The following is a 22484-nucleotide window of genomic DNA, read 5'->3' as shown; positions in this document are numbered from 1 at the left end:
CGATGACCACGACCACCAAACGCCGCAAGGTCCGCCGGGGCCGGCCCCTGAAGACCGACGCCGCCCCGGACATGCGCGAGCGCATCCTCGACGCCGCCGAAGATCATTTTTCGCGCCATGGCTTCTGGGGTGTGACGGTGCGCGAGGTGGCGCAGGAGGCGAAGGTCGACACCGCGCTCTTGCATTACTACTTCAATACCAAGCGCGGCCTGTTCGACGCCGTGTTCGAGCGGCGCGCCGAGATCATCAACAAGGAGCGCATCGACTCCATCGACGCGTACGTGAAGGCTGCCGGCAGCGCCATCACCGTGGAAGGCGTGATCGACGCATTCTTACAGCCCATCCTGCGCCGCGCGGCCACGGGCGATCAGCGCTGGCACAACTACTTTGCATTGATCGCCCAGGTGAACAACACGCCGGCCTGGGGCGGCGAGACCATGGGCCGCACCTTCGACAACGTCATTCACCATCTGATCGACGCGCTTCGCAAGGCGCTGCCCGACGTGAGCGAGCAGGAGCTGTACTGGAGCTATCACTTCCTGTCCGGCGCGCTGACGCTCACGTTGTCGCAGACCGGGCGCATCGACCGGCTGTCCGAGGGACTGTGTAAATCCAGCGATTTCGAAGCCATCCGCGAGCGCATGGCGCCGTTCATCGCCAGCGGCTTCGAGCGTCTGTGCAAACCGCAGGCGGTTAAGCGCAAAAAGGCTACGTGAAGCGCGTGCTTTGCTGTAAAAGATCGCTTCACCGAACAGTCGCCGGGAAGCGCGTCGCTGCATGAATTGGTTCGTCCAAGGTATCACCCTCGTTTTGAGCACCATCGGTGCCTTGCTGCCCATCGTCAATCCGCTGTCCGCCGTGGGCATGGTGGTGACCATCACCGCCAATCTGACGGAGCACGAACGTACCGAGCAGATCCGGCGCGCCTGCATCTACATGTTCTTCATCCTCACGTCGTTCCTGGTCGCGGGCGGCTTGATCATGAATTTCTTCGGCATCTCGATTCCCGGCCTGCGCATCGCCGGCGGCATGATCGTGAGCTACCTGGGCTTTCGCATGCTGTTCCCGGACACCGCCACCATGTCGCGCCAGGAGCAGGCAGAGGCGGCGGCCAAGCATGATGTCTCGTTTACTCCGCTCGCCATGCCAGGCCTGAGCGGGCCGGGCTCCATCGCCGTGGTCGTCGGCATGTCGGCCTCGGCGCAGCAGACCGAGCATATCGTCATCGGACACATGCTGATCGCGGTGGGTATCGCCGTCGTCGGCGTGATCTCTTACATCACGCTGCGGGCCGCGACCAAGCTGTCGAAGGTGCTGGGCGTCGCGGGCATGAACGCGATGGCGCGCATCATGGGCTTCCTGCTGATCTGCATCGGCGTGCAGTTCATGATCAACGGCGTGCTGGACGTCACGCGCCTGGCTAGCCAAATACAGCAAACAACTGCCGCGATAGCGCCACCGGCCGTCCGTTCGGATCATGCAGCAAGCCCGTTTGATTGACGTAGCCGGCGGTCGCGGCATCGATGTCGCTGTCGATGCGCCACCACGCTGCCGCGCCGAACTCCAGATCGTGCTCGAAGAATTCCAGCACCCACACCAGTGAACTGCCGGGCGCGGGCGCCTTGTACATGGACAGCGCCGGCGTAGGGATGCAATCCACCAGCGCGACGATGTGGGATTCGGTCAGCGGCGACGGATCGCGATGGCGGATGAACACTTTGGACGGGGACCTGGTGCCGGAGAACGGCTTCGCACCCTGTGCCCAGCGCAGCGCGAAGTGTTGAACGAACGGCGGCAAGCGTTCGGGATCGAAGCGGACCTCGTTGATCTCATCCACTTTCCGCGGCGGATCGATGACGGCCGGTTTGACGAGCACCGCGGACTCGCGGTCCATGCCATAGACGCCCACCTGCACGGCCGCGACCTGATCGCCATCGAGCACTTCGCACTGAGCCAGCGTGACTGCACGGCCCACACGCAGCACACGTGCACGAATGCGCCACGTGCCAGGAGTCGCTGGGCCCACGAACGTCGTTTGCAACGAACGTAGCGGACGATCACGGGGCACGAGCATGCGCATCGCTTCGTTTCCAACGGCGGCCACGAGCCCGCCGAACGTCGCGCGTCCTTGTAACCAATCGTCACTCACCGTGACGTGGCACTCGTCGCCCGTTGCACCCATCGAATCGAGAATCTCGGAGAACTGCATCGCTAGGCCCCACAGAGGAGGCCGCACATTACAGCAGCTTCGCGCCGTTCGGCACTCGTCGTTCAGGACGAACCAGCACGACGCGTCCTTCCTCATCGTGGAATCCGGTCACCAGTACCTCGGAGCGGAACGGCCCGATCTGCTTGGGCGGAAAATTCACCACCGCCATCACCTGCTGACCGACCAGATCTTCCTTGCGGTACAACGCGACGATCTGCGCGCTCGACACGCGCTCGCCGATCTGCGGGCCGAAATCGATGCGCAGCTTCCAGGCGGGCTTGCGCGCCTCGGGAAACTCCATCACTTCCAGAATCGTGCCGGCGCGCAGCTCGACCTTTTCAAACTCGGCCCAGGTAATCGGCGGCGCGAGGCCATTGGCTTCTGTCATCACAAGTCCTCTTATTCCAACGCATGGTCGAGCGCATCGACGTTCGCGGCGCCCGGCGCCACCATTGGCAACACGTGCTGAGTGGCGGCAATCGGCACTCGTATCAACGCGGGTCCTCGTGTCGAGAGCGCGCGAGACAACGCCTCGTGCGGCTCGGCCTCTTCGGCAAGATCGAATGCCGGGACGCCGAACGCCTGCGCGATGGCGACGAAACGGCTCGGCTGCGAAAACAGCGAGGCCACGAAGCGCTGCTGATAAAACAACTCCTGCTGCTGCCGCACCAGCCCGAGCGCGGCATTATCGAGCAGCACGATTTTCACATTCAAATCCAGCTCGGCCAGCGTGGCCAGCTCCTGCACGTTCATCAGCAGGCTGCCGTCGCCGGTGAAGCACAGCGTGGTCGCTTCTGGTGCAACCAGCGCCGCGCCGATCGCCGCCGGCAGGCCGAAACCCATGGTGCCCAGTCCGCCCGATGTCAGCCAGCGATCCGGTCGCGCGAACGGAAAGCGTTGCGCCACCCACATCTGATGCTGGCCCACGTCCGTCGTCACGATCGCGTCGGCAGGCGCCAGCGCGCCGACGGCCTGCACGATTCCATAAGGCGAACACAGCTCTCGAATGCCCGGCGTCTGCAGAGGATGACCGTGTTTTAGCTGCTGCACTCGGGATAGCCAAAGCGTGCGCTGAGTGAGCGGCACGCGCTTCAGCAATTCATGCGTGGCGAAGCCCGCGTCGGCGCAAATGGCCACGTCGGCTGGCTTGATCTTGCCGAACTCGCGCGGGTCGATGTCGATGTGAATGATCCGGGCATGCGGCGCGAACTTCTTCGGATTTCCCGTCGCGCGATCGTCGAAACGCGCGCCGATAGCGATCAGCAGGTCGCACTCGTCGATGATCAGGTTCGTGTAACGCGCGCCGTGCATGCCAAGCATGCCGATGTCGAGCTCGTGTCCGACCGGCAAAGCGCCGAGCGCCATCAGCGTCGAAGTGACCGGCAGGCCGGCGCGTTCAGCGAGCTCTCGAATGGCCGCATGAGCCCGCGCTTTGACCACGCCGCCACCCACATAGAGCACGGGCCGCTGGGCCGCATGAATCATTTGAGCCGCGAGATCGAAGTGCTGGCTGGAGTCGAGCATCGAGATAGTGGCGGACGCGCGTTCGCGAGCGGGTGCTGCGAGCGGCTCGCTGTCGGCGAGTTGCAGCTGAATATCTTTGGGCACGTCGATCAACACCGGCCCCGGCCTGCCGCCCTCGGCGATGCGGAAGGCTTCCGGGATCACGTGCCATAGCTCGCTCGCATTCCGCACGAAGAAACTGGCTTTGGTGATGGGCCGCACCATGTCGAGGGTGGGCACTTCTTGAAACGCGTCGGTGCCGATCAGAGCGGTGGGCACCTGTCCGGCAATGCACACGAGGGGAATCGAATCGAGTTTGGCGTCGGCGAGCGCCGTCACGACATTGGTCACACCCGGTCCGGACGTTGCAAAGCAGACGCCGGCTTTGCCGGTGATACGCGCCATGCCTTGAGCGATGAATCCCGCCGCTTGCTCGTGACGCGCCAGGATGTGGCGAATGCGGGTGGAGCGACCCAATGCCTCATACAGAGGCAACAGAGCGCCGCCGGGAATGCCGGCGACGATATCCACACCCTGCCGCTCCAGCAGGTGGATGATGAGATCGGCGCCGCTGCGTTGCTGGGCGGCGGCCGGTTGGGTCGCGATCATCGATTGGCTCCTTGGATCGGAACCCCATCGGTGCGCCGGCGCTAAAAACGAAAAACCCCCGCCGGCTTTGCACCGACGGGGGTCGTGAATTCGTTTATTTAATAGTTCCCCTACGGCGCGTAACTGATGGCTACGACCGGTACTACGACGTCGATCAGGGTAATGATCGCGGCGATGGGGGAGGAAGTATGGGACACGTGCGGGTTAGTCACTTGAGTCAAGTGTCTGCACTATAGCCACCCTGTGCATAACCTGACAAGAGCGGGCGGCGCTTTATCACGCCGATTCGCGCGGTGCGGGGCCAACATAATGCGCGGCGGGACGAATAATCCGGTTGTCCTGTCGCTGCTCCATCACGTGCGCGATCCAGCCGAACACGCGTGCGGCCGCGAAGCTCGCGGTGAAAAACTCTTTCGGAATGCCGAGCGCGAGATACACGACCCCCTTATAGAACTCCAGGTTGGCGCGCAGGGTGCGTCGTTTCTCACGGGTTTGCTCGATGAACGCCTCGTCGACCGCGCTCAACACGTCGAGCAGCTTCACATGCGCGGGCTCACGCGCCACTTGCTGAGCCAGCGTACGGATCATTCGTGAGCGAGGATCGACCACGCGATACTCGCGATGACCCATGCCCATCACCTTGCGTCCGGTCGCGAGGCAATGCGCCACGAAGTCGCGGGCTCGTTCAGGCTCGCCCACTTCGAGCGCCATCTCCAGCGCTTGCTGATCGGCTGCGCCATGCAATGGGCCATATAGCGCGCCCATCGCAGCGGACAGGGCCGAGGTGGCTGGAGCCAACGTCGATGTCACGACGCGCGCAGTGAACGTGCTCGCGTTGAAGCCATGATCGAGTTGCAAGATCTGCGTGCTTTCGAACACCGACACTTCCGTCGGTGTGGGACGGCGACCGTGCAACAGTTGCAGGTAACGCTCGCCGTAGTGACGCGACGCTGGATAACGATGCTCGGGGTGATCTTGCAACGCTGCGTTAATCGTCGCGATCGCGGCGGGCAGGCGAGCGGCGACGATCAACGCCTCCTCTTCCTGTTGTGATCTTCCCAGGCTGATCGCGGGCGGCTCGATCGCGAGCAGCGAAGCGATCGATTGCAACGTGGCCATGGGATGCTCGCCATGTCGCGCGATCTGCCGCAAAGACGCGGCGACCTCGGGCGGCAGACGGCCGGCGACCCAGAGGTATTCCTCGACTTCGTCCAGGCGCTCGGCATCAGGCAATTCGCCGAACACGACGAGATGCATGACTTCGGCGAAGCGCTTGCTGGTCAGCGATTCCACGGGGTAGCCGCGGTAGTACAGTCGTCCGGCTTCGCCATCCACGAGTGACACGGCGGTGGTGTCGGCGATCACGCCTTCGAGGCCTTTCTGAACGTGAGTGGACTCGCTCATGGCGTATCTCCCGGAATCCGTGGCGTGGCTCGATGAGGTTCAAGCTACGCCCGCGCGTGGGTGACCACGAGAGCTTGGGAGCGATGCGTTTATCAGCGGCTGTGATCGCATCGGAAGGCGCGATACCCTTATCGCCTCGCTGAATGCCGCGCCCTTTCTTGACCAATTTGCAGTAGTTGCGACTGCTGCGCGAAAATTGACCACATGCAAATCGAGCGTAACGAAGTCCGTTGTTTTCACGCCGTGGTGGAGGCCGGCGGCTTCAGTCGCGCTGCCGAACGATTGAACTTATCGCAGTCGGCGGTGAGCCAGGCCATCGCCAACCTGGAGCACCGCCTGGGCGCGGTGCTGTTACGCCGGGGCAATCCGCCGCAGCTGACCGAAGCCGGTATCCGGCTGCTGCGCTACGCGGAGACTGTCCTGAACGAGGAGCGCGAGACATTAGCGGACATCGCGCAGATCAAGACCGGCGCGTTGTCGACTCTGTCGCTCGCGCTCTCGCCCGCCACCAATGCGCGTTTTGGCATCGCCCTGTTGCGCGAATTCTCCGAACGCAATCCGTTGACCCGTTTCAAGGTGACCGTCGCGCCCAGCCGCGAGATCGTGCATGGCGTGGGCGACGGACGCTGGGAAGTCGGCTTCGGCCCCTTGCAGCACACGATGCCCGATTACTTCACGGTGTATTCGTGCTTCTCGGAGACACGTCGATTGATGATTGCGCGCGATCATCCCAGTCGCGAAGCGTTGAAGCGCGATCCACAAGCGACATTACGCACGCTGCCGTTAGTGACTTCCTATCTCGACGAGGCGCCCCGGCGTCCGAGCGGCGATCGATTGCGCAACGCCTTCGCGTCGGTGTGGGAGGTGAGTCACATGGAGCTGCGCCTGGCGCTGGTGGCCGAGGGCAAGGCTGTGACATATGTGTCAAATCTTGTCACCGAGCTGCCGCCCGAGCTCGAGCACATCGAAGGCTTGCCGTTTTCCAGCATCGAACGACAGGTGGGTGTCTATCACCTGCGACATCAGCCATTGTCTCAAGCCGGCGCGCGCTTCCTCGCCCTGTGCCGCGAACGTTGGAATATCTGAAGAGACATTGGTCCGACGTCGGCCTGGACTATTAGCCGCGCGGCCTGATAGCTCACCCCACCCAGTACTCGGCAGCAGGCCGTGCCCACGTCACTGAACGTGGTGCTTACTCCATTCGCCTAAGCGTTTGCCGGGAGAGTTGCTCAAGGCGTTCCGCCCGTTCCCGTGCTACGTTGCCGCTGGGGATAACAAAGATCCGCGTCCGGTGCAGACGCGAACAAGTAAACCTTTCTTCAGCGGGGCGGTTATGTTTGGGTTTACGCAGTGGTGGCGACAGCGTCGCCGGCCTGCGACTCGTGGCGATTTCGATGCGGACGCAGGCGTGCTGCAGCTACAGGCAATCAACAAACGATTGCAGCTGTATCTCGACCGCGCGCCGCTGGCTTGCATCGTCTGGGACACGCATCACATCGTGCGTGCCTGGAACCCGGCTGCCACCGCTACCTTCGGTTACACCGAAGCGGAAGCCATCGGTCGTCACATTCATGAGCTGGTGGCCACGCCCGCCAGCATGCCCATCATCGACGAGGTGTGTCCTAAGTTACTTTCCGGCGTCGAGTTTCCCGAAGGCGTGGTGCTCGAAACGCGACGCAAGGATCACAGTCGACTGCAATGTCACTGGCGCCTGGCGCTGGTCGATCGAGGCACTGCCGATGAGGGCGTAATTGCGTTCGCGAGCGATGTGACGGCGCGCCTGCAGGCCGAGCGGGATCGCGAGCTGCTCGAAAAGAGCCGTGCGCTGGCCGCCATGGCCGGCGGCATCGCGCACGATTTCAACAATATTCTGTTGGCGATCTGCGGTAACGCCCGGCTCGCGGCGGAGGATCTCCCGGGCGACCATCCGGCTCAATTGTCGCTGGCCGAAGTGCAGCGGGCCAGCGCCCGCGCGGCCGGCATCATCAATCAAATCCTGGCGTTCAGCGGCAATGAAGAAGAACCCTCGAAAGACGTTGTGTTATTCCACGACGCGGCCGCCAAGACCCCGTCGCTCGCGACGCAAGTGCTGCGTGGTGAAGGTCAGAGCGTTCTCTACGTCGACGACGAGGAATCGCTCGTATATCTCATAACCCGAGTGCTGCAGCGGCTGGGCTATCGCGTGGCTGGCTTCACTGATGCGAACGAGGCGCTGGCCGCGTTCCGTTCCGATCCGGCGGCGTATGAAGCGGTAGTCACGGATCTATCGATGCCCAGCATGTCGGGCATTGAGTTCGCCTCGCACGTGCTTCAGTTGCGGCCCGAGGTGCCGGTGGTGATGACGTCAGGCTACGTGCGCGCCAAGGATCGCGAGTCCGTAATGAAGACGGGCGTGCGAGATTTGTTGTTGAAGCCAAACACGGTGGAAGAACTGGGCGACGTCTTGCACCGCCTGATCCTGCAGGCCCGCCCGCAGGGCGCCTCATAACGCGGCCGCAGAGATCTTTTCAAAACTATTGTTTTGAGTTTGAGGCGGCGGCGTTATGCCGCTGCGACCGGATCAAAAATCACGAAGCGGTTTCTGCCGGCCGTCTTGGCCTTGTACAGCGCCTCATCCGCCTGCCGATACAACAATTCGAACTTCGCGTCGGCGCCAGCCGCCACGCTGATCCCGATGGACACCCCAAAATGCGAGCGCCCCGAGTGGCCATCGCGTGCGTAGACCTTGCCGAGTATGCGGCGGGCGATTTCCGTGGCCGCGTCCAAATCGCAGCCTGTGGCGAAAATCAAAAACTCATCTCCACCCATACGCGCGCAAATATCTTTCTCACGCACGCTGCCACGAATCGTCTCGGCCACCTTGATGATGAACTCGTCGCCCGCGGCGTGGCCGTAGATATCGTTGATGCCTTTGAGATCGTCGATATCGACCAGGATCACCGCGTAACACGACGCGCGCGTCTCCAGCGCCTCGCGTGAGAACCTGAGCGCGCCACGGCGATTCAATAGCTGCGTGAGCTCGTCCCGAATGGAGATGCGATATTGCTCGTCGATGCGGTCCTGCAAATGAAAGTGGTAGCGCGCCACCACGTACCCGATCAGTAACGCGATCAACACCGCGCCAGCCACCGAGCCATAGAAGATCGAGCGGAAGCTCGATTCCAGCGACAGGTAATACGTCAGATCGAAATCGACGCCGACGAAGCCGCTGTAACGGCCCTGGCTGTCGTAGATGGGCGTGTGGCCGGACAGGAACGTGCCGTACGCATCGCGCTGGAACCCCGGATAGACATAAGTTTCGCCGGCCGCGATCCGTTGCAGATAATCCGGATCGGGCTCGACCTCGAGGCTCACGTACGGCTCCATGTACGCCGAAGCCCGCAGCTTGCGCATGGTCTTCAGCTTGCCCGAGGCCGCGGTGTCGACGACGAAGAAGCTCTTACCGCCGCGCTCCATCATCGTGTAGACATAAAAGATCTCGGGATCCGCCGAGTGGAATCGCACCAGTGGCGCGACGGTGCGCTCGTACAGGTCGGGTGTGTAATTGGCCGGATCGAGCAACTGTCGATGCAAGTCTCCATCGACGACGCTGGCCGCGAGCTGCGCAATCTCGGCCACATGCGAGCGCAGCACCTGCAGTCGCGCCTGCTTGGATAACCACTGCGGAACCGCCACGACAGTGAGCAGCACGGCCAACGCGGCAAGCGTGACCAGCCCGAAAATGCGTGGCGAAATTTTGCGGAAGTCGCGAAACATCGGTCTCGATTAGAACACTCGCACCGGCGTAGTTCCTCGTCCGTTGGTATTGTTGCATACAAGTTGCAACTGCAGGGCAAAACGCGTGTGAGTCAGGAATCGTCAACACGCGCCCCGCGCTCTTGCCGCCGCTCGTGGCGCGCATCGACAATTCGCACGGACTTCATAACCATCAATCAGGGAACAGTCATGAACAGTCTGCGCAGAATGCTTCTGGCCGCGTCCGCCGCGCTCGTTATGCTCACTACGTCCGCCGTCGCCGCCGACGCCAACGTGGCCGGCGAATGGGACCTGACCGTCGAGACTCAGGCGGGCACGGGCAATCCGCATTTCAGCCTGAAGCAGGACGGCAACAAGATCACCGGCACCTACAAGGGCATGCTCGGCGAATCGCCCGTGACCGGCACGGTAAAGGGCAACGAGATCGCAATCAATTTCCAGGTGAACGCGCAGGGCACGGATCTGGCGGTGAGCTACACCGGCACGGTCGATGGCGCGACCATGAAGGGCACGGTGAAGCTCGGCGACCTCGGTGAAGGCACGTTCAGCGGCAAGAAAGCCGGCGGCTGAGCGCTAATCCAACCCTTTCCAGCAATGTATCTGCGCCAGCTCGATGGCGCTGCGACGGCGCAAGCGCCAATGGCGCTCGCGCTGCTCGCGTTCCCGCCGCAGCTCGGGCCAGCGCTCCAGATAGGCCGCCAGCACTTTGCGATCCGGCGAGTAGCGAGCGAATGCTTCGGCATGCGCGGCTCGCAAAGCGATGGCGCCGTTATAACCGCCGAAGCCCTGGGTCGCGCACAGCGCGCCGCCATCGAGATTTCCAGCCACCGGCGCAGATTGCAGCGTGAACGACTCGGCCACCGAGCCGAGATCCGGATCCAGGTGACGCAGCGTCGGCACGCCGACCGCCGGCTGACCCAGCAGGAATTGCAGCGCCTGCGACGTGGCTTTCAAGCCGGTCTCGCCCATGGTGTGGCCGTCGCCCACCGCTTTGGGTGTGCCCACGGCCACCTTCGGCAGTCCGCCTTTCATGCCTTGTCGCTCCGCTGCCGCTGAACGCGCATTGGCCGCCGTCGTCAGATCCGTCTTCGAATTCGTGCGCGTGCCCGTGGCATGCGCGACCAGGTATTGGAAGTCGGAAACACGATAGCCGTGGCCGCGATAAGCGAGCTCCAGCGCATGCATCAATGCGTTCTCGCCGCCGAAGCCCACGCCGGCGAAATGCGCCTTGCCGCCGGCCTCGCCGCTCTGGCCCCAGCCGACGATGATGGAAGTGATATCGAGGAAGTTGCGTAGCGCGAAGTCGAGCGTCGTGACCAGCAGGCCCGAACCGCCCTCGCCCACCACCGTGCCGTTGGCGTCGACGTCGAACGGCGCGAGGCTGTCCGCGATCGAGCGCTGCTCCGCCGGGCTGCGGCCGGCATTGATAGCCTCCAGTTTGGCGCGCGTCATCAGTGCGCCTGGGCCGAAAGCGTCGAGGATCTGCCAGGACGGACGAGTCGCCGCGTCCGCCGCGGTCCACAGCACCACCTGCGGACGTTGATAGCCTGGATAGTCGAGCACCATTTGTGGCGCGAACTCGGAGAACACGATGGAGCTCGACGCGCACGCGCCCACTGCGTTCAGCGGAGTCTGCGGCACGCGCATGTAACCGCTCGCAGAGCGCAGCGTCTCGAGCAGCTCGGGATGCTTCAGCGACTTACTGAGCGAATACGAAGGCGCGAGCATGGTCGACAGCAGCGCCGGTCCGTGCGACGACAATGAATTGGCCAGGCGCATCGCGAATTTGTCGCGCAGTTTGTCGTTGTCCGATGTGACCGAGCCCGCCGGCCGCAGCTGTCCCTGCGCATCCAGACCCGGAAAGGCCGTCGCGCCGGCGACGCGAAACTCATAGGGGTTGGGAATCAGCTCGGACAGAGGCACCGGCAACGCGGCCAGCGCGCCCAGTCCGCTGTAGGCGAACAACTGTGCCTGCAACGACGGGCCCAGGCGCGGATCGTCGTCGAACAGGCCGTACATGTCCTTGAGCGCGGAATCGCGCACATCGCGATAGGTGAGGCCGGCGAGCCGACGCAATCCGCCGCGATCGAAGTCGTGCGGGAGGGAGGCGCCCACATCAGTGACGACGGCATTCCCGAGCGCGGTCAGTTCGTCGATGTAACGGATACCGAGCGAAGCGCGCAGCTGCTGCCCATGCAGACGCTCGATCTCCGCCAGCGTCGTGCTCTCGCCGCCGACCCAGCTCAGCTTCAGCGAGCCATCGGCTTGCGGATCGAGGTCGATCAGCCCTGCGTCGAACGCCGCGAGGGCGATGAATTCAGGCGAGCCCACCACGCGCGCGCGATAGGTCTCAGTGCTGCCCACTGCGGAGATGGAGCAGGGCGTTCCTACCGTGACGAGAACTTTATCGGCCGTGAGCACAGGCTTCCCAGAGAGCCAAACCACTGGGATGGAAGAATACACTTCAGCGCCGCAGGTTGCTGCAACGCGCGGACATCCACAGGCGAATTACATGATTCTGCGGATGTCGGACCGAGCGCCCGACACCCTAAACCCCCAAAAACTATAGACGCACAGGATTGCTCAGAGCTGCGTGGCGACGTGGTCGACTTCTTCGCTGCTGCCGATAATCACAGGTACGCGCTGATGAATGTCGGTGGGCTGGACTTCGAGAATGCGCTCGCCCGGCCCGCTCAGCGCCTTGCCGCCGGCCTGTTCCACGATCATCGCCATAGGATTGGCTTCGTACATCAGGCGCAGCTTGCCCTTGGGCGCTTTGCGCGTGGGCGGATACATGAACACGCCGCCTTGCAACAGGATGCGGTGCACGTCAGCCACCATCGCGCCGGCATAACGGCTGGAATAACCGCGCTCCTGCGCCCAAGACAGGTACTTCTGATAGCCCTCGGGGAAGCTCAACCGGTTGCCTTCGTTGACCGAGTAGCATTTGTTGGCCTTGGGTATGCGCACGCCCTGAGCCACGCGCATGAAGGCGCCGTACGCCGGATCCAGCACGAACATATCCACGCCATTGCCGATGGTCAGCACGAACACGGTCGAGGAGCCATACAGCACATAACCCGCTGCGACCTGCTCCGCGCCACTTTGTAACAGCGAAGCCTGCGGCTGCGCAGACCGACGATCCTTGCGCAGGATGCTGAAGATGGTGCCCACGGCGCCGCAGACGTCCAGGTTGGACGAGCCATCCAGAGGATCGAACAACACGCAGTACTTGCGTTCGGCCGAGTCGTCGTTGCGCAGGATCACCGGCTCCTCGTTTTCCTCCGAGGCGACAATGGCCACACCCTCGCGGCCGCCCAGAGTGCGCAACAGGATGTCGTTGGCGATCACGTCCAGCTTCTGCTGCTGCTCGCCCTGTACGTTCTGATTGCCGACCGTGCCGAGCACGTCGTCGAGGCGCGCGCGCCGGACATGCGACGCAATCATCTTGGCGGAGATCGCCAGCGCCGACAGGATCCAGGAGAACTGGCCGCTGGCCTCGGGATAATGCGATTGCTGCTGCAGGATGTGGGACTGCAGGGTGACGATCTCGCTGGCACGGGGGGCAGCGGCGGGCGTATCGATCATGGCGGACATGCGGCGGTGAGGCTCTCGATGAGGGTCGGGCAGACACAACGATCGCCAGGCCCTTCGGGTTCGGCGTCGGTCCCGAAATGTATCATCAGGAATCGGCTACTCGACGGGTGTCGTCAGTTGATAACGCTGTCGATCACGCGGCTTCGGTGCGTGCTCTCGAACGGGGCACGCGGAATGCGCCAGTGTTGAGTGTCGCGTATTCGCGATCCATCACCACCGTACGGTTGCGGCCACCTTCTTTCGCCGCGTACAGCGCCTCGTCGGCGAGCTGGATCAAGCCATCGTGGTGACGGCCTGCCAGCGGCTCGACGCAGGCAGCACCGATGCTCACAGTCACGTACGGTCCCACGGACGATGCGGGGTGTGGAATCTGCAACGCTGCGAGATTGGCGTGCAACTCCCGGCACAGCTCTTCAACGCGATCGCGCTTCACGTCGAACAGCAGCACGACGAATTCTTCGCCGCCATACCGAGCCGCAACGTCCAGCGGTCGGCGAGCGGACTGCGCGATTGCGCCGGCAACACGCGCCAGGCAGTGATCGCCCGCCTGGTGACCGGCGTGGTCGTTGAAGGATTTGAAATGATCCAGATCGACCAGCAGCAGCGCGACCGGCACGCGCGTGCGAGTGGCCTGATTCCAGAGGCGCTCGATATGCGCGTCGAACATGCGCCGGTTGCCGATGTTGGTCAGCGCGTCACGATGCACCGAGTCGGTCAGCATCATGTTCCTGAACCAATTCAACCGCTGGGTGCGTGAGAAGCTGTAATGAAAGAAAAAACCGAGCACCAAGGCGAAACAGCTCATGGCGACGTCGAACGAGCGCTGCCCACCGTTCAGTCCCGCGGCCCAGCCGGTGACCGCGTAGGCCAGGACGATGGCGGTCGCAGTGATCGTGGCCGGCGCCTGCATCATGCCGAACAGCATGTACGCGGACAGCACCAGCATGGGAATCACCGAGCTCAGCGAATAACCCTGGCGATACATGAGCAAATCGAATGCCACGATGCACAGGCTCTGGAGCAGCGCCACGGCCGGCGCGGCGAATTCCAGCCAACGCGAGTACAGCTTGGTGTAAGTGACCAGCAGCATGGCCGTGCACGTGGGCAGCAGCACGCCGAAGCGGAGCACATCGACGACGGCCATCTGATCGGCCGCGAACAGCGTCTCGCGCAGGTGGCGAAATGGCCCGCCGGCCAGAGACACGATCAGCAGCACGCCCATCGCCGGGAGCATCGTGAACTTCACCCGCTCGCGCGCATGATCGGTGTGCCAGTTGCGGTACTGGCTTTCCAGAGGCTCCGCAAAGGACAGCGGCGGCAAGAGCTTGGCGAGGCGCTCGCGCAGCGGGGTGCGGTTCTTGGTTCGAGAGGGAGGGTTCATCTGCACGGAAGTAGGTTAACCCTGTACGCACCCCCGGGCCTGGACCGAAATCACGCTGCGCGCGTATCACCCTCACTACGGGCGTCGCAAATTGCCGAAGATTTGTGTTTGAGCGGCGAGCTTGTGACTTGCGTCACAAAGCCATGTCCGGGGCCGGTCGTGGGCGAACCTTCGCATGCCTCTGGCGTTGACGACGAGGAAGCAATCGCGCTTTGGCGGAGCGCGATTCGTGACGGGCGGCTCACCGGTGCGAGACCGCGATTCACCGGCATTCCCTTCCTCTGCACGGCGCGCCGGCTCACTATCACTATGTCAAACTCGCGACTCTTTCGAGGTCGTCATGAAGACATATTCCCTGCTCGGCGCGCTGACCGCTGCGACACTGTTACTCAGTGGGTGCGGCGATCGGGGCGATCATTGGACCGACAAGGGGCCGGTGGTGAGCGAGCGCCGCGATGTCGACGGCTTCGATTCCATCAAGCTCGAGGGCGCGACCAAGCTGGAGATCACCATCGGCGAGCCGTTCTCGGTGCAGGTCAACGGTCACGAGTCAGCGGTGAATCGTGTGGAAACCAAGGTCGACGGCGATACGCTGGAGATCAAAGGCAAGGCGCGCGACTGGATCGTCCGGGACAACAGCTCGCGCCTGACCGTGCAGATCACTCTGCCCAAGCTCGAATCGCTGCAGGTCGAAGGCGGCAACGACGTGAGCGTCGTCGGCTTCAAAGGCGGCGACACCAAGATCAAGGCCGCTGGCGCGGCGAATCTCAGAGCGGACGGCCAGCTCGATCAACTCACGGTTCGCATGTCTGGGGCCGGCCATGCCGATCTCAGCAAGCTGCTGGTCGCCGATGCGAAGGTGACGGTCGACGGCGTCGGCAGCGTGGTCGTGCATCCCGTCGAGTCGCTGGATGCGACGATGAACGGCGTCGGCGCGATCTTCTATACAGGCACACCGCGGCGGGTGAACACGCGCATGAACGGGCTGGGCACCATCGCTCAGCGTGGCGTCGATGAGAAATCCAGCGCCGAGCCGGAATCGGACCGAGAGCCGCCACCGCCGATCGATCCGGAGTCACTGGAGCTCGAACGCGAAGATCCCAAGCCCGAGAAAGTGAATCACGAATCCGGGCGGATCATTGTCATCTGAGCGTTACGCGAGATCGGCGAGTGGCGCGGGAACCTGTCTTCTCAATAGAGCACCACGGACCTGCCACTGTTCGGCGGGATCCAGCTGCTCGATGAATTTGACTTCGCTGCCAACGTAAAGCGCCACGGGGATTCCGTCTCGATATAACACTCGATTGCCTGTGAGCGCTGGCAATCGGCCGCCCGGCGTGAGAATGCCGATGAGGTTCAACGGATCCGCGGCGGACAATGACACCAACTGCAGATCATGTTCGCGACGGCGCACCTCGCGTAACTGACCGATGGCTTCGGGCAGGGCGAACTGCTCACCCGAGAAGCCCGCGACGAACTGACCGCCGCGAATCTCGCCGCGTGCTTCCAAGCGACGCAGACACATCAGCAGATCGCGCCAGGGTGGCAGCCAGTCTGCTTCGCGCTCCAACAATTTCCAGAACACGACGCCCCAGCGCTTCAGCAACGTGCGACAGATGTGCTCGACGGCTTCGTCATTGCGTGGCGAGACCGGCTTCGCATCATCCGCTTTCATCTCCTTCTTCCTGACCAGTGCCCAGCGGCCAGCATCCTGCATCCCGAAGATGGCGACGCGCCGTGCGCGGCGGCGGTCGCGAGCGCTGGTGCGACGACGATCCGCGGGCATGAGCAGAGCGCGCAAGCCGCCGAAGCTGTCGGAGTTCACTAATCCCAGCGCGACCAGCTCGCCGAGCGCTTCTTCAACCTGCACTGGAAGCAGATCGACATGATCCACGATCTCGTCATAGAACGATGCGCCATTCTCCTCGATGAATTCCGCGACCTGACGTGCCTTGTCCGTGAGCTGGGAGCGTTCGATGCTGCCGGAGAACACCGACCATTGTTTCACATTGCGTCGAGGCAGCAACGCGATCGGTGTCGAGCGCACGGGCGCCGCGCCTCGCTCCGCATCGCCATTGCGGGTGGCGAGGCGAGTCCAGACGATGCGTCCGGCAAGGCATTGCTCATCGAGCCACGCCGGCTCGTATTCGGCTATGCGCGTCGGCAATATTTCTGTTTCCCACGCTCCGGCCGGTGCATCGAAACCTTCCAGCTGGCCGAGAATAGCAGGCACGGCATCCGGTCCCTGCATGCGGGCGGACGGCGTAACGCGCTGCCAATCGAACAGAAATCTCAGGAAGTCTCGCGCCTGAACCGGCTCGATCTCCGCGCGTAGTTTCTTGACGGTGTAGCGGTGAATGCGCGCGAGCAGTCGCCGATCGCACCATTGCGTCGCGGCCGTGCCACCCATTGCTGGCTCGAAGGATCCACGCATGGCGCTGCCTTCGGCTTCGAGCGCCAGCAGTGCGATGTCCACATCTTCGGTGCTTGCGCCGAAGGATGCGGCGAGTTGCGCGGCGGTCGTGGGACCCAGTCCTTCCAATCGGCCACGCACGATTTCGCGGACTGCTTCATCGCGCTCGCGCTTGGCGGAGTACGCCGCCGGGACGACGATCTCTGGCTGCATCGTTACTTCAGGGAACAATGCCTGGAAGTAAGGCACGCGTTCGGTCGCGACGAAGACGCCCGCTTCACCCGTTCCAAGTTTGGTCACGCGCCCTTGGGTCATGAGCTCCTGGCACAGCGCCGGCCACAACGGTTGGCTTTCAACTTCCTCCGCCGTCATGAAGGTCAGCCACAGCAATGCATCGTGCAGCTGATCCGCGTTACCAGCGTCAGGCCACGCTTCCTCTCGAACTCGAGCAATGGCCGCAGGATCCAGCTTGCCGATGTCGGAAGCCGATTGCGGATCCATCCAGCGTCGGCTCATCACAGCCTGCGTGCGGCGCTCTTCGAGCGGTGCGTCATCGAGATAGGCATAAGGCCGCGCATTCAATACTTCGAGCGCCAGCGGCGACGGCTCGGTGAGATCGCGCGCCTCGACTTTGATTTGCTGGCCGGTCAAAGCGACCAACAAACGTTCGAAGCCTTCGATGTCCATGGCTTCTTCCAGACAATCGCGCACCGTCTGCTGAACCAAGGGATGATCCGGCACGACGATGTCGCCCACGATGTTCTCGCCACACGCCACCTGATCCGGGAACACGGAAGCGAGCAGATCTTCCGCATTCATGCGGGCGATTTGTGGAGGCACCTTCTTGCCACCGCGGAACCGCGGGAGAGCGAGCGCGATGGATGCGCCCCAGCGCCAACGAGTGTTGAACATCGGCGCGTCGAGCATTGCTTGAATGAGGATGTCGCGCGCTGTGTTCGGATGCAGATACTTGGCCACTTCCAGCAGCTCGAAGCTGTGCGAGCCGGTGAGCGAGAGGATGATCGTGTCTTCTGTCGCCGCGGCCTGCAGCTCGAAATTGAAGGTGCGGCAGAAACGTTTGCGAAGCGCCAGGCCCCAGGCGCGATTGATGCGGCTGCCGAACGGCGAATGAATCACCAGCTGCATGCCGCCGGACTCATCGAAGAAGCGCTCGAAGATGATCTTCTGTTGCGTGGGCAGCGAGCCGAGCGCGGCCCGAGCCGACGCCAAGTACTCGATCAGCTGAAGAGCGGCGATCTCACCGATGCCTACTTCCTCCGTCAGCCACTGGTAGGCGCCGGACGCGACGGCATTGCCATTCTGGGAGTGCTCGTCGAAGCGTTGCTCCAGCTCTTCCCGCAATCGCGAGACGGACACCGACAATTCATCGGTTCGGCCCGGCGCTTCGCCCAACCAGAACGGCAGCGTGGGCGCTTCGCCCTTGGCGTTTTCGACACGGACGGTACTGCGCTCCACGCGCAGGATGCGATAAGAAGTATTGCCGAGCTGGAAGATGTCGCCAGCGAGGCTCTCGACCGCAAAGTCCTCGTTGAGCGTGCCGATCATGTGGCCTTCGGGCTCCAGCATCACCTGATAATCGGCGGTGTCTGGAATGGCGCCGCCGGAGGTGATCGCCGTCAGTCGCGCGCCCTTGCGACCTTTGACGGTGTGATTCACGGCGTCGTGATACAGCAGCGCGCCGTGACGCCCGCGACGGGTGGTGAAGCCCTCCGCCAGCATCTTCACGATCTCATCGAACGATTCGCGAGTCACCGATTGGAACGGATGCGCATGGCGCACCAGATCGAACAGCTCCTGCTCGGTGCAATCACGCGCGGCCGCTTCGGCGACGATCTGTTGAGACAGCACATCCGTCGGCGCGACGGGAATTTTCAGGCGGTCCAGCTCGCCACGGCGCACGCTGTCCAGCAGCGCCGTGCACTCGACCAGGTCGTCCCGCGATTGAGGAAACAAACGACCCTTCGGTGTGGCGCCGACCGCGTGACCGGAGCGGCCGACGCGTTGCAGGAACGCATTGATGGCGCGAGGTGAGCCGATCTGACACACCAGATCGACATCGCCGATATCGATGCCCAGCTCCAGCGAGGATGTGGCGACCAGCGCCTTGAGCTGGCCGTACTTCAGGCGCTGCTCGGCATCGAAGCGCAGCTCTTTCGCGAGACTGCCATGGTGCGCGGTGACCGAGGCCGGCGCGCCTTTGGGAAGATCTTTGTCGAGACGCTCGGTGAGCTGACGGCAGATTCTCTCGGCCGTGCGCCGGGTGTTGACGAAGATCAGGGTCGTGCGATGTTCCTTGATGAGTTGCACGAGCCGGTCGTAAACCTGGCCCCAGGTTTCATTCGACATCACTGCTTCGAGCGGCTCCTCCGGCAGCTCGATCGCGAGGTCACGCTTGCGGATGTGACCGCTGTCGACGATGGTGCAATCGGCTTCGCCATCCGGCCGGCGATAACGAGTGCCGACCAGGAAACGGGCCACGTCTTCGATGGGTTGTTGAGTCGCGGACAGGCCGACGCGTGTGACTCTGCGACCGACCAGCGCTTCCAGTCGCTCCAGCGACAGCGATAAATGCGAACCGCGCTTGCTGCCCGCGACCGCATGAATTTCATCGACGATGACGGTGCGCGTCGTGCTCAGCATCTGCCGGCCCGACTCGGAGCCCAGCAGGATGTAGAGCGACTCGGGCGTGGTGACGACGATGTGGGGCGGCTTCCGCCGCATTTGATTTCGCTCGCTCTGGGGCGTGTCGCCAGTGCGAACCCAGGTGCGAATTTCCACATCGCGGCTGCCTAGTTCCAGCAGCTTGTCCCGAATACCCGCGAGCGGCGCTTCGAGGTTGCGGTTGATGTCGTTCGACAGTGCCTTCAGCGGAGAGACGTAGACGATACGAGTCTCGTCCGGCAGACCGAACTGCTCGCCTTCACGAACCAGCTCATCGATCGCCGCGAGAAACGCCGCGAGCGTCTTACCTGAGCCCGTCGGCGCGGCGATCAGTACATGTTTTCCTGACTGAATGGCCGGCCAGGCATCGGCCTGCGCCGGCGTGGGCGCAGAAAACGTTTGGCTGAACCAGGCGTCGACCGCCGGGTGGAAATAAGGGGTGTGACTCATGGGGCAGCGCTGAGCATACCCCAGACGTTGAGAACAACGACGCCAGTTCAAGAGCGGGTCTGGGGGTTGGGCAGCATCCTGCCGCCGAACCCTGCCAATTGCCGTCTTATTTGCAGATTGTCCGCGCCAATCAGGCGTCCGGCCGGCAGTTCTCCAAGGTCATCACGTTGCCTTCGAAGCTGGTGACTTTGCCGCTCAGCGTGGCCCAGTCTTCGATCCGGAGGCTATCGAAATACTCGCGCTGCTCCTGCTGCAGCTCGCAGATGATGATCGGGCGCGCACGCTGCATGAACGCGTCTTCCTTGCCCCCGAGCAGACCCTTGATACCGGTGGTGATCCATTCGATTTCCAGGGGGAGATTCGGGAACAGGGTGCTGGGCTCGCCCTTTCTCGCAACCTGTCCGTCTATGCGGAAACGCTTGTTGAGATATTTTGCGTAAACGCGGTTCAAGTCCACTGCACCCTCGCCGCGTTTGGCCAACTCGCTGTTGACGGCCCTGGCCAGTTCTTTGGCAAGGTCGTGTGCTTTGTAACTTTGCACCTTTTCGACACCGGTCTTCTCGCGCGCCGCGTTAGCGATCGCTTCGCCTTCCGGGCCCGTCTTCAGGCGGCCGAGCATGCTACACATGCCCATGCGAATGTCCTCGGGCTTGGCGACCTGGTCGCGATTCAGGCGGCTATTGATGCCGACCTGGCCGTCGGCATTCGCGTCGATGTAAATCAGAAAGCCGCGATTGGTGAACGTCGACTTCTGCAGAATGGTGAGCGTGCCATCTTTATCTCGAATGTCCTCGTTGCCGATTTCGAATTTGTCGTCGAGCGCGATCTTCTGCATCTGGCCCAGGGCGCTGCGCACGCTCAAGCCGGGAATCGTGACAGAAGTCGAAAAGGCAGCGCCGTTGCGCGGGTCGCCCGAAGTTTTGAAATTCTCCTCGCAGGTGCCCGCGGCTCCAGCCGCGACCGGCAACGTCAGCAATCCGAGCAGGACGGTGGTCTTCATCATCAGTCTCATGTGGCAACAAACTGCCGCATGAGTAGTCATCGGACCGCTGGCGGTCAACGGACGATGGCTTATATTTCCTGATCCTGACCCGGTCGATGGCAGTCGCCGCCGCGCGTGTTAACTTAGTTCGGCATGGTCCATCACGACAGCAATATCCCTCCGCTCGCGCTCGGCGCCGCCTTACGCCGCTGGCGTCTGCTTCACCGTGTTAAACAGGAGCATGCCGCCGAGTTGCTCGGCGTGGCGCAATCGACCATCTCACGCTGGGAGTCGGGCCGTCAGGCCATGGAGCCGGCGGAGCGCGCGAAGATCGAAGCTATTGTGAGCGCGCGTCTCGATACTTCCGCCGACCGGGTGCTCGCGCAGTTGGTCAGTGAGAGCCCGCGCAGTGTGCATTTGATTTGTGATTTCACCCACCGCTTGCTGGCATGCTCGACGGTGCGAGCGAACGAGTTCTCCGTGCCGGCAAGCGAGCTCATCGGCAGCTCGCTGCGTCGATATGCAACCCGGAGAATAGAAGCCGAGGAAACTCTGCTCATCGACAAAGGATGGTACGAGCAAGCCGCGCCAATGCCGGTGGAGTTCGACACAGGGGAGAACGACTCGTCCGTCGTTCCCATTCGTTCAAGTCGCTGTCGCTGGACTCGTCTATTGCTGTCCGACGGCACACCCGCCAGACTGGTGGAGACGCTGCATTACTCCAGGCTGTCGATCCAGTCGGGCACGTCGACGAGCGCCGATAGCTCTTTGAATCGAGGATGATCCAACGGCGGCTCGGCGCGCTCGTGATGCCACACGATCTCCGCCGGTACGAACGCCGCCCACGCGCCAGCCTGCAGCGCCGGCAGTATGTCGGAACGGATGGAGTCACCCACCATCACGCACTGGTCCGCCACGAGTTCATAACGTGAGAACAATCTGCGGAACGTGTCCGCGTTTTTGTCGCTGACGATCTCGATGGCCGAGAAACGTTCACCTAACCCCGACGCCGCGAGCTTCGCTTCTTGATGTAACAGATCGCCCTTGGTCACCAGGATCAGGCGGGCTCGCTCGGATAAGCTCTGCAACGTTTCTTCGACACCCGGCATCAACTCGACCGGGTGGCTGTGCAGCTGGCGCCCAGCCTCGAGGATGTCTCGTACGGTGGACGCCGAGAGACTATCGCCACAAATCTCGGTGGCCGTTTCGATCATGGACAGGGTGAAGCTCTTCGCGCCATAGCCGTAGAGCTTGAGGTTCCTGGCTCCTATCGCCTGCAGCCGCTCCATCGCGACGCCCGTTGCCGCAAAGGGCTCCAGGATGGACGCGAACGCCCTCTCGGCCACGTCGAAATGGCGCATGTTGTGCCACAACGTGTCGTCGGCATCGATACAGATGAGTTCTATCGGCATGACGAAATCGTACCGATCGCCATGCGCGAGTCGACGCATGTTTTATGCGATCCGGCTCCGCCGGGATCGGGCAGAGCCGGATCTTG

Annotated in this window: 18 protein-coding genes; 7 read left to right on the top strand and 11 right to left on the bottom strand. The window is 62.7% G+C overall.

Annotated features, from left to right (window positions below; all coding sequences use genetic code 11):
* The first annotated feature begins 2 nt into the window (after window positions 1–2).
* Together VGD45_RS18595 and VGD45_RS18590 are read left to right on the top strand one after the other, a co-directional pair.
* Complete coding sequence (locus VGD45_RS18595) at window positions 3–716, top strand: TetR/AcrR family transcriptional regulator (RefSeq protein ID WP_331156839.1); 714 nt, start codon at window positions 3–5, stop codon at window positions 714–716.
* Between the two features lie 61 nt (window positions 717–777).
* Window positions 778–1500, top strand: coding sequence for a MarC family NAAT transporter (locus VGD45_RS18590; protein ID WP_331156838.1), 723 nt, complete (start codon window positions 778–780; stop codon window positions 1498–1500).
* On the opposite strand, the gene VGD45_RS18585 is transcribed toward VGD45_RS18590, so the two are convergent.
* From VGD45_RS18585 to VGD45_RS18570, 4 genes are all read right to left on the bottom strand, one after another.
* Window positions 1421–2209 (bottom strand): thioesterase family protein, encoded by a 789-nt coding sequence (locus VGD45_RS18585; RefSeq protein ID WP_331156837.1) that lies wholly within the window; start codon window positions 2207–2209, stop codon window positions 1421–1423. The genes VGD45_RS18590 and VGD45_RS18585 overlap by 80 nt on opposite strands.
* Window positions 2210–2237: 28 nt before the next feature.
* Entirely contained in the window at window positions 2238–2597 is a 360-nt protein-coding gene (locus VGD45_RS18580) for a tRNA-binding protein (RefSeq protein WP_331156836.1), read from the bottom strand.
* A gap of 11 nt (window positions 2598–2608) precedes the next feature.
* A complete protein-coding gene (ilvB, locus tag VGD45_RS18575) occupies window positions 2609–4321 on the bottom strand; it encodes a biosynthetic-type acetolactate synthase large subunit (protein WP_331156835.1) in 1713 nt (570 codons plus the stop codon).
* A gap of 276 nt (window positions 4322–4597) precedes the next feature.
* On the bottom strand, window positions 4598–5725 hold the full coding sequence (locus VGD45_RS18570; protein ID WP_331156834.1) for a citrate/2-methylcitrate synthase: 1128 nt from the start codon (window positions 5723–5725) through the stop codon (window positions 4598–4600).
* A gap of 204 nt (window positions 5726–5929) precedes the next feature.
* On the opposite strand from VGD45_RS18570, the gene VGD45_RS18565 reads away from it, so the two are divergent.
* Window positions 5930–6811, top strand: coding sequence for a LysR family transcriptional regulator (locus tag VGD45_RS18565; RefSeq protein ID WP_331156833.1), 882 nt, complete (start codon window positions 5930–5932; stop codon window positions 6809–6811).
* A gap of 247 nt (window positions 6812–7058) precedes the next feature.
* A complete protein-coding gene (locus VGD45_RS18560; RefSeq protein WP_331156832.1) occupies window positions 7059–8213 on the top strand; it encodes a response regulator in 1155 nt (384 codons plus the stop codon).
* Window positions 8214–8266: 53 nt separating this feature from the next.
* On the opposite strand, the gene VGD45_RS18555 is transcribed toward VGD45_RS18560, so the two are convergent.
* Entirely contained in the window at window positions 8267–9481 is a 1215-nt protein-coding gene (locus VGD45_RS18555) for a GGDEF domain-containing protein (RefSeq protein ID WP_331156831.1), read from the bottom strand.
* A 189-nt stretch (window positions 9482–9670) separates the two neighbouring features.
* On the opposite strand from VGD45_RS18555, the gene VGD45_RS18550 reads away from it, so the two are divergent.
* Window positions 9671–10051: a hypothetical protein gene (locus tag VGD45_RS18550; RefSeq protein ID WP_331156830.1), complete on the top strand. Its 381-nt coding sequence runs from the start codon at window positions 9671–9673 to the stop codon at window positions 10049–10051.
* Window positions 10052–10054: 3 nt separating this feature from the next.
* Here the strand turns inward: VGD45_RS18550 and VGD45_RS18545 are convergent, their stop codons facing one another.
* The 3 genes from VGD45_RS18545 to VGD45_RS18535 form a co-directional block, all read right to left on the bottom strand.
* Window positions 10055–11902: a hypothetical protein gene (locus VGD45_RS18545; RefSeq protein WP_331156829.1), complete on the bottom strand. Its 1848-nt coding sequence runs from the start codon at window positions 11900–11902 to the stop codon at window positions 10055–10057.
* Between the two features lie 162 nt (window positions 11903–12064).
* Window positions 12065–13078, bottom strand: coding sequence for a class 1 fructose-bisphosphatase (gene fbp / locus VGD45_RS18540; RefSeq protein WP_331156828.1), 1014 nt, complete (start codon window positions 13076–13078; stop codon window positions 12065–12067).
* A gap of 133 nt (window positions 13079–13211) precedes the next feature.
* The gene (locus tag VGD45_RS18535; protein ID WP_331157006.1) at window positions 13212–14459 is read right to left on the bottom strand and encodes a diguanylate cyclase; all 1248 of its coding nucleotides are present in this window, start codon (window positions 14457–14459) and stop codon (window positions 13212–13214) included.
* Between the two features lie 340 nt (window positions 14460–14799).
* Here VGD45_RS18535 and VGD45_RS18530 point away from each other — a divergent pair, with 340 nt between their 5' ends.
* Window positions 14800–15609, top strand: a complete 810-nt coding sequence (locus VGD45_RS18530) for a GIN domain-containing protein (protein WP_331156827.1) — start codon at window positions 14800–14802, stop codon at window positions 15607–15609.
* A gap of 3 nt (window positions 15610–15612) precedes the next feature.
* On the opposite strand, the gene VGD45_RS18525 is transcribed toward VGD45_RS18530, so the two are convergent.
* Both VGD45_RS18525 and VGD45_RS18520 read right to left on the bottom strand, forming a co-directional pair.
* A complete protein-coding gene (locus VGD45_RS18525) occupies window positions 15613–20004 on the bottom strand; it encodes a DEAD/DEAH box helicase (RefSeq protein ID WP_331156826.1) in 4392 nt (1463 codons plus the stop codon).
* A 130-nt stretch (window positions 20005–20134) separates the two neighbouring features.
* On the bottom strand, window positions 20135–21016 hold the full coding sequence (locus VGD45_RS18520; protein ID WP_331156825.1) for a hypothetical protein: 882 nt from the start codon (window positions 21014–21016) through the stop codon (window positions 20135–20137).
* 123 nt (window positions 21017–21139) lie between these two features.
* Here VGD45_RS18520 and VGD45_RS18515 point away from each other — a divergent pair, with 123 nt between their 5' ends.
* Window positions 21140–21769: a helix-turn-helix transcriptional regulator gene (locus VGD45_RS18515; protein WP_331156824.1), complete on the top strand. Its 630-nt coding sequence runs from the start codon at window positions 21140–21142 to the stop codon at window positions 21767–21769.
* Here VGD45_RS18515 and VGD45_RS18510 read toward each other — a convergent pair.
* Window positions 21703–22398, bottom strand: a complete 696-nt coding sequence (locus tag VGD45_RS18510; protein ID WP_331156823.1) for an HAD family hydrolase — start codon at window positions 22396–22398, stop codon at window positions 21703–21705. The genes VGD45_RS18515 and VGD45_RS18510 overlap by 67 nt on opposite strands.
* Between the last annotated feature and the right edge of the window lie 86 nt (window positions 22399–22484).

The sequence above is a fragment of the Steroidobacter sp. genome, assembly GCF_036402275.1.
Classification (GTDB): domain Bacteria; phylum Pseudomonadota; class Gammaproteobacteria; order Steroidobacterales; family Steroidobacteraceae; genus Steroidobacter.
Note: the sequence above shows the minus strand (reverse complement) of the source record. Positions and strands in the feature narration are given on the sequence as shown.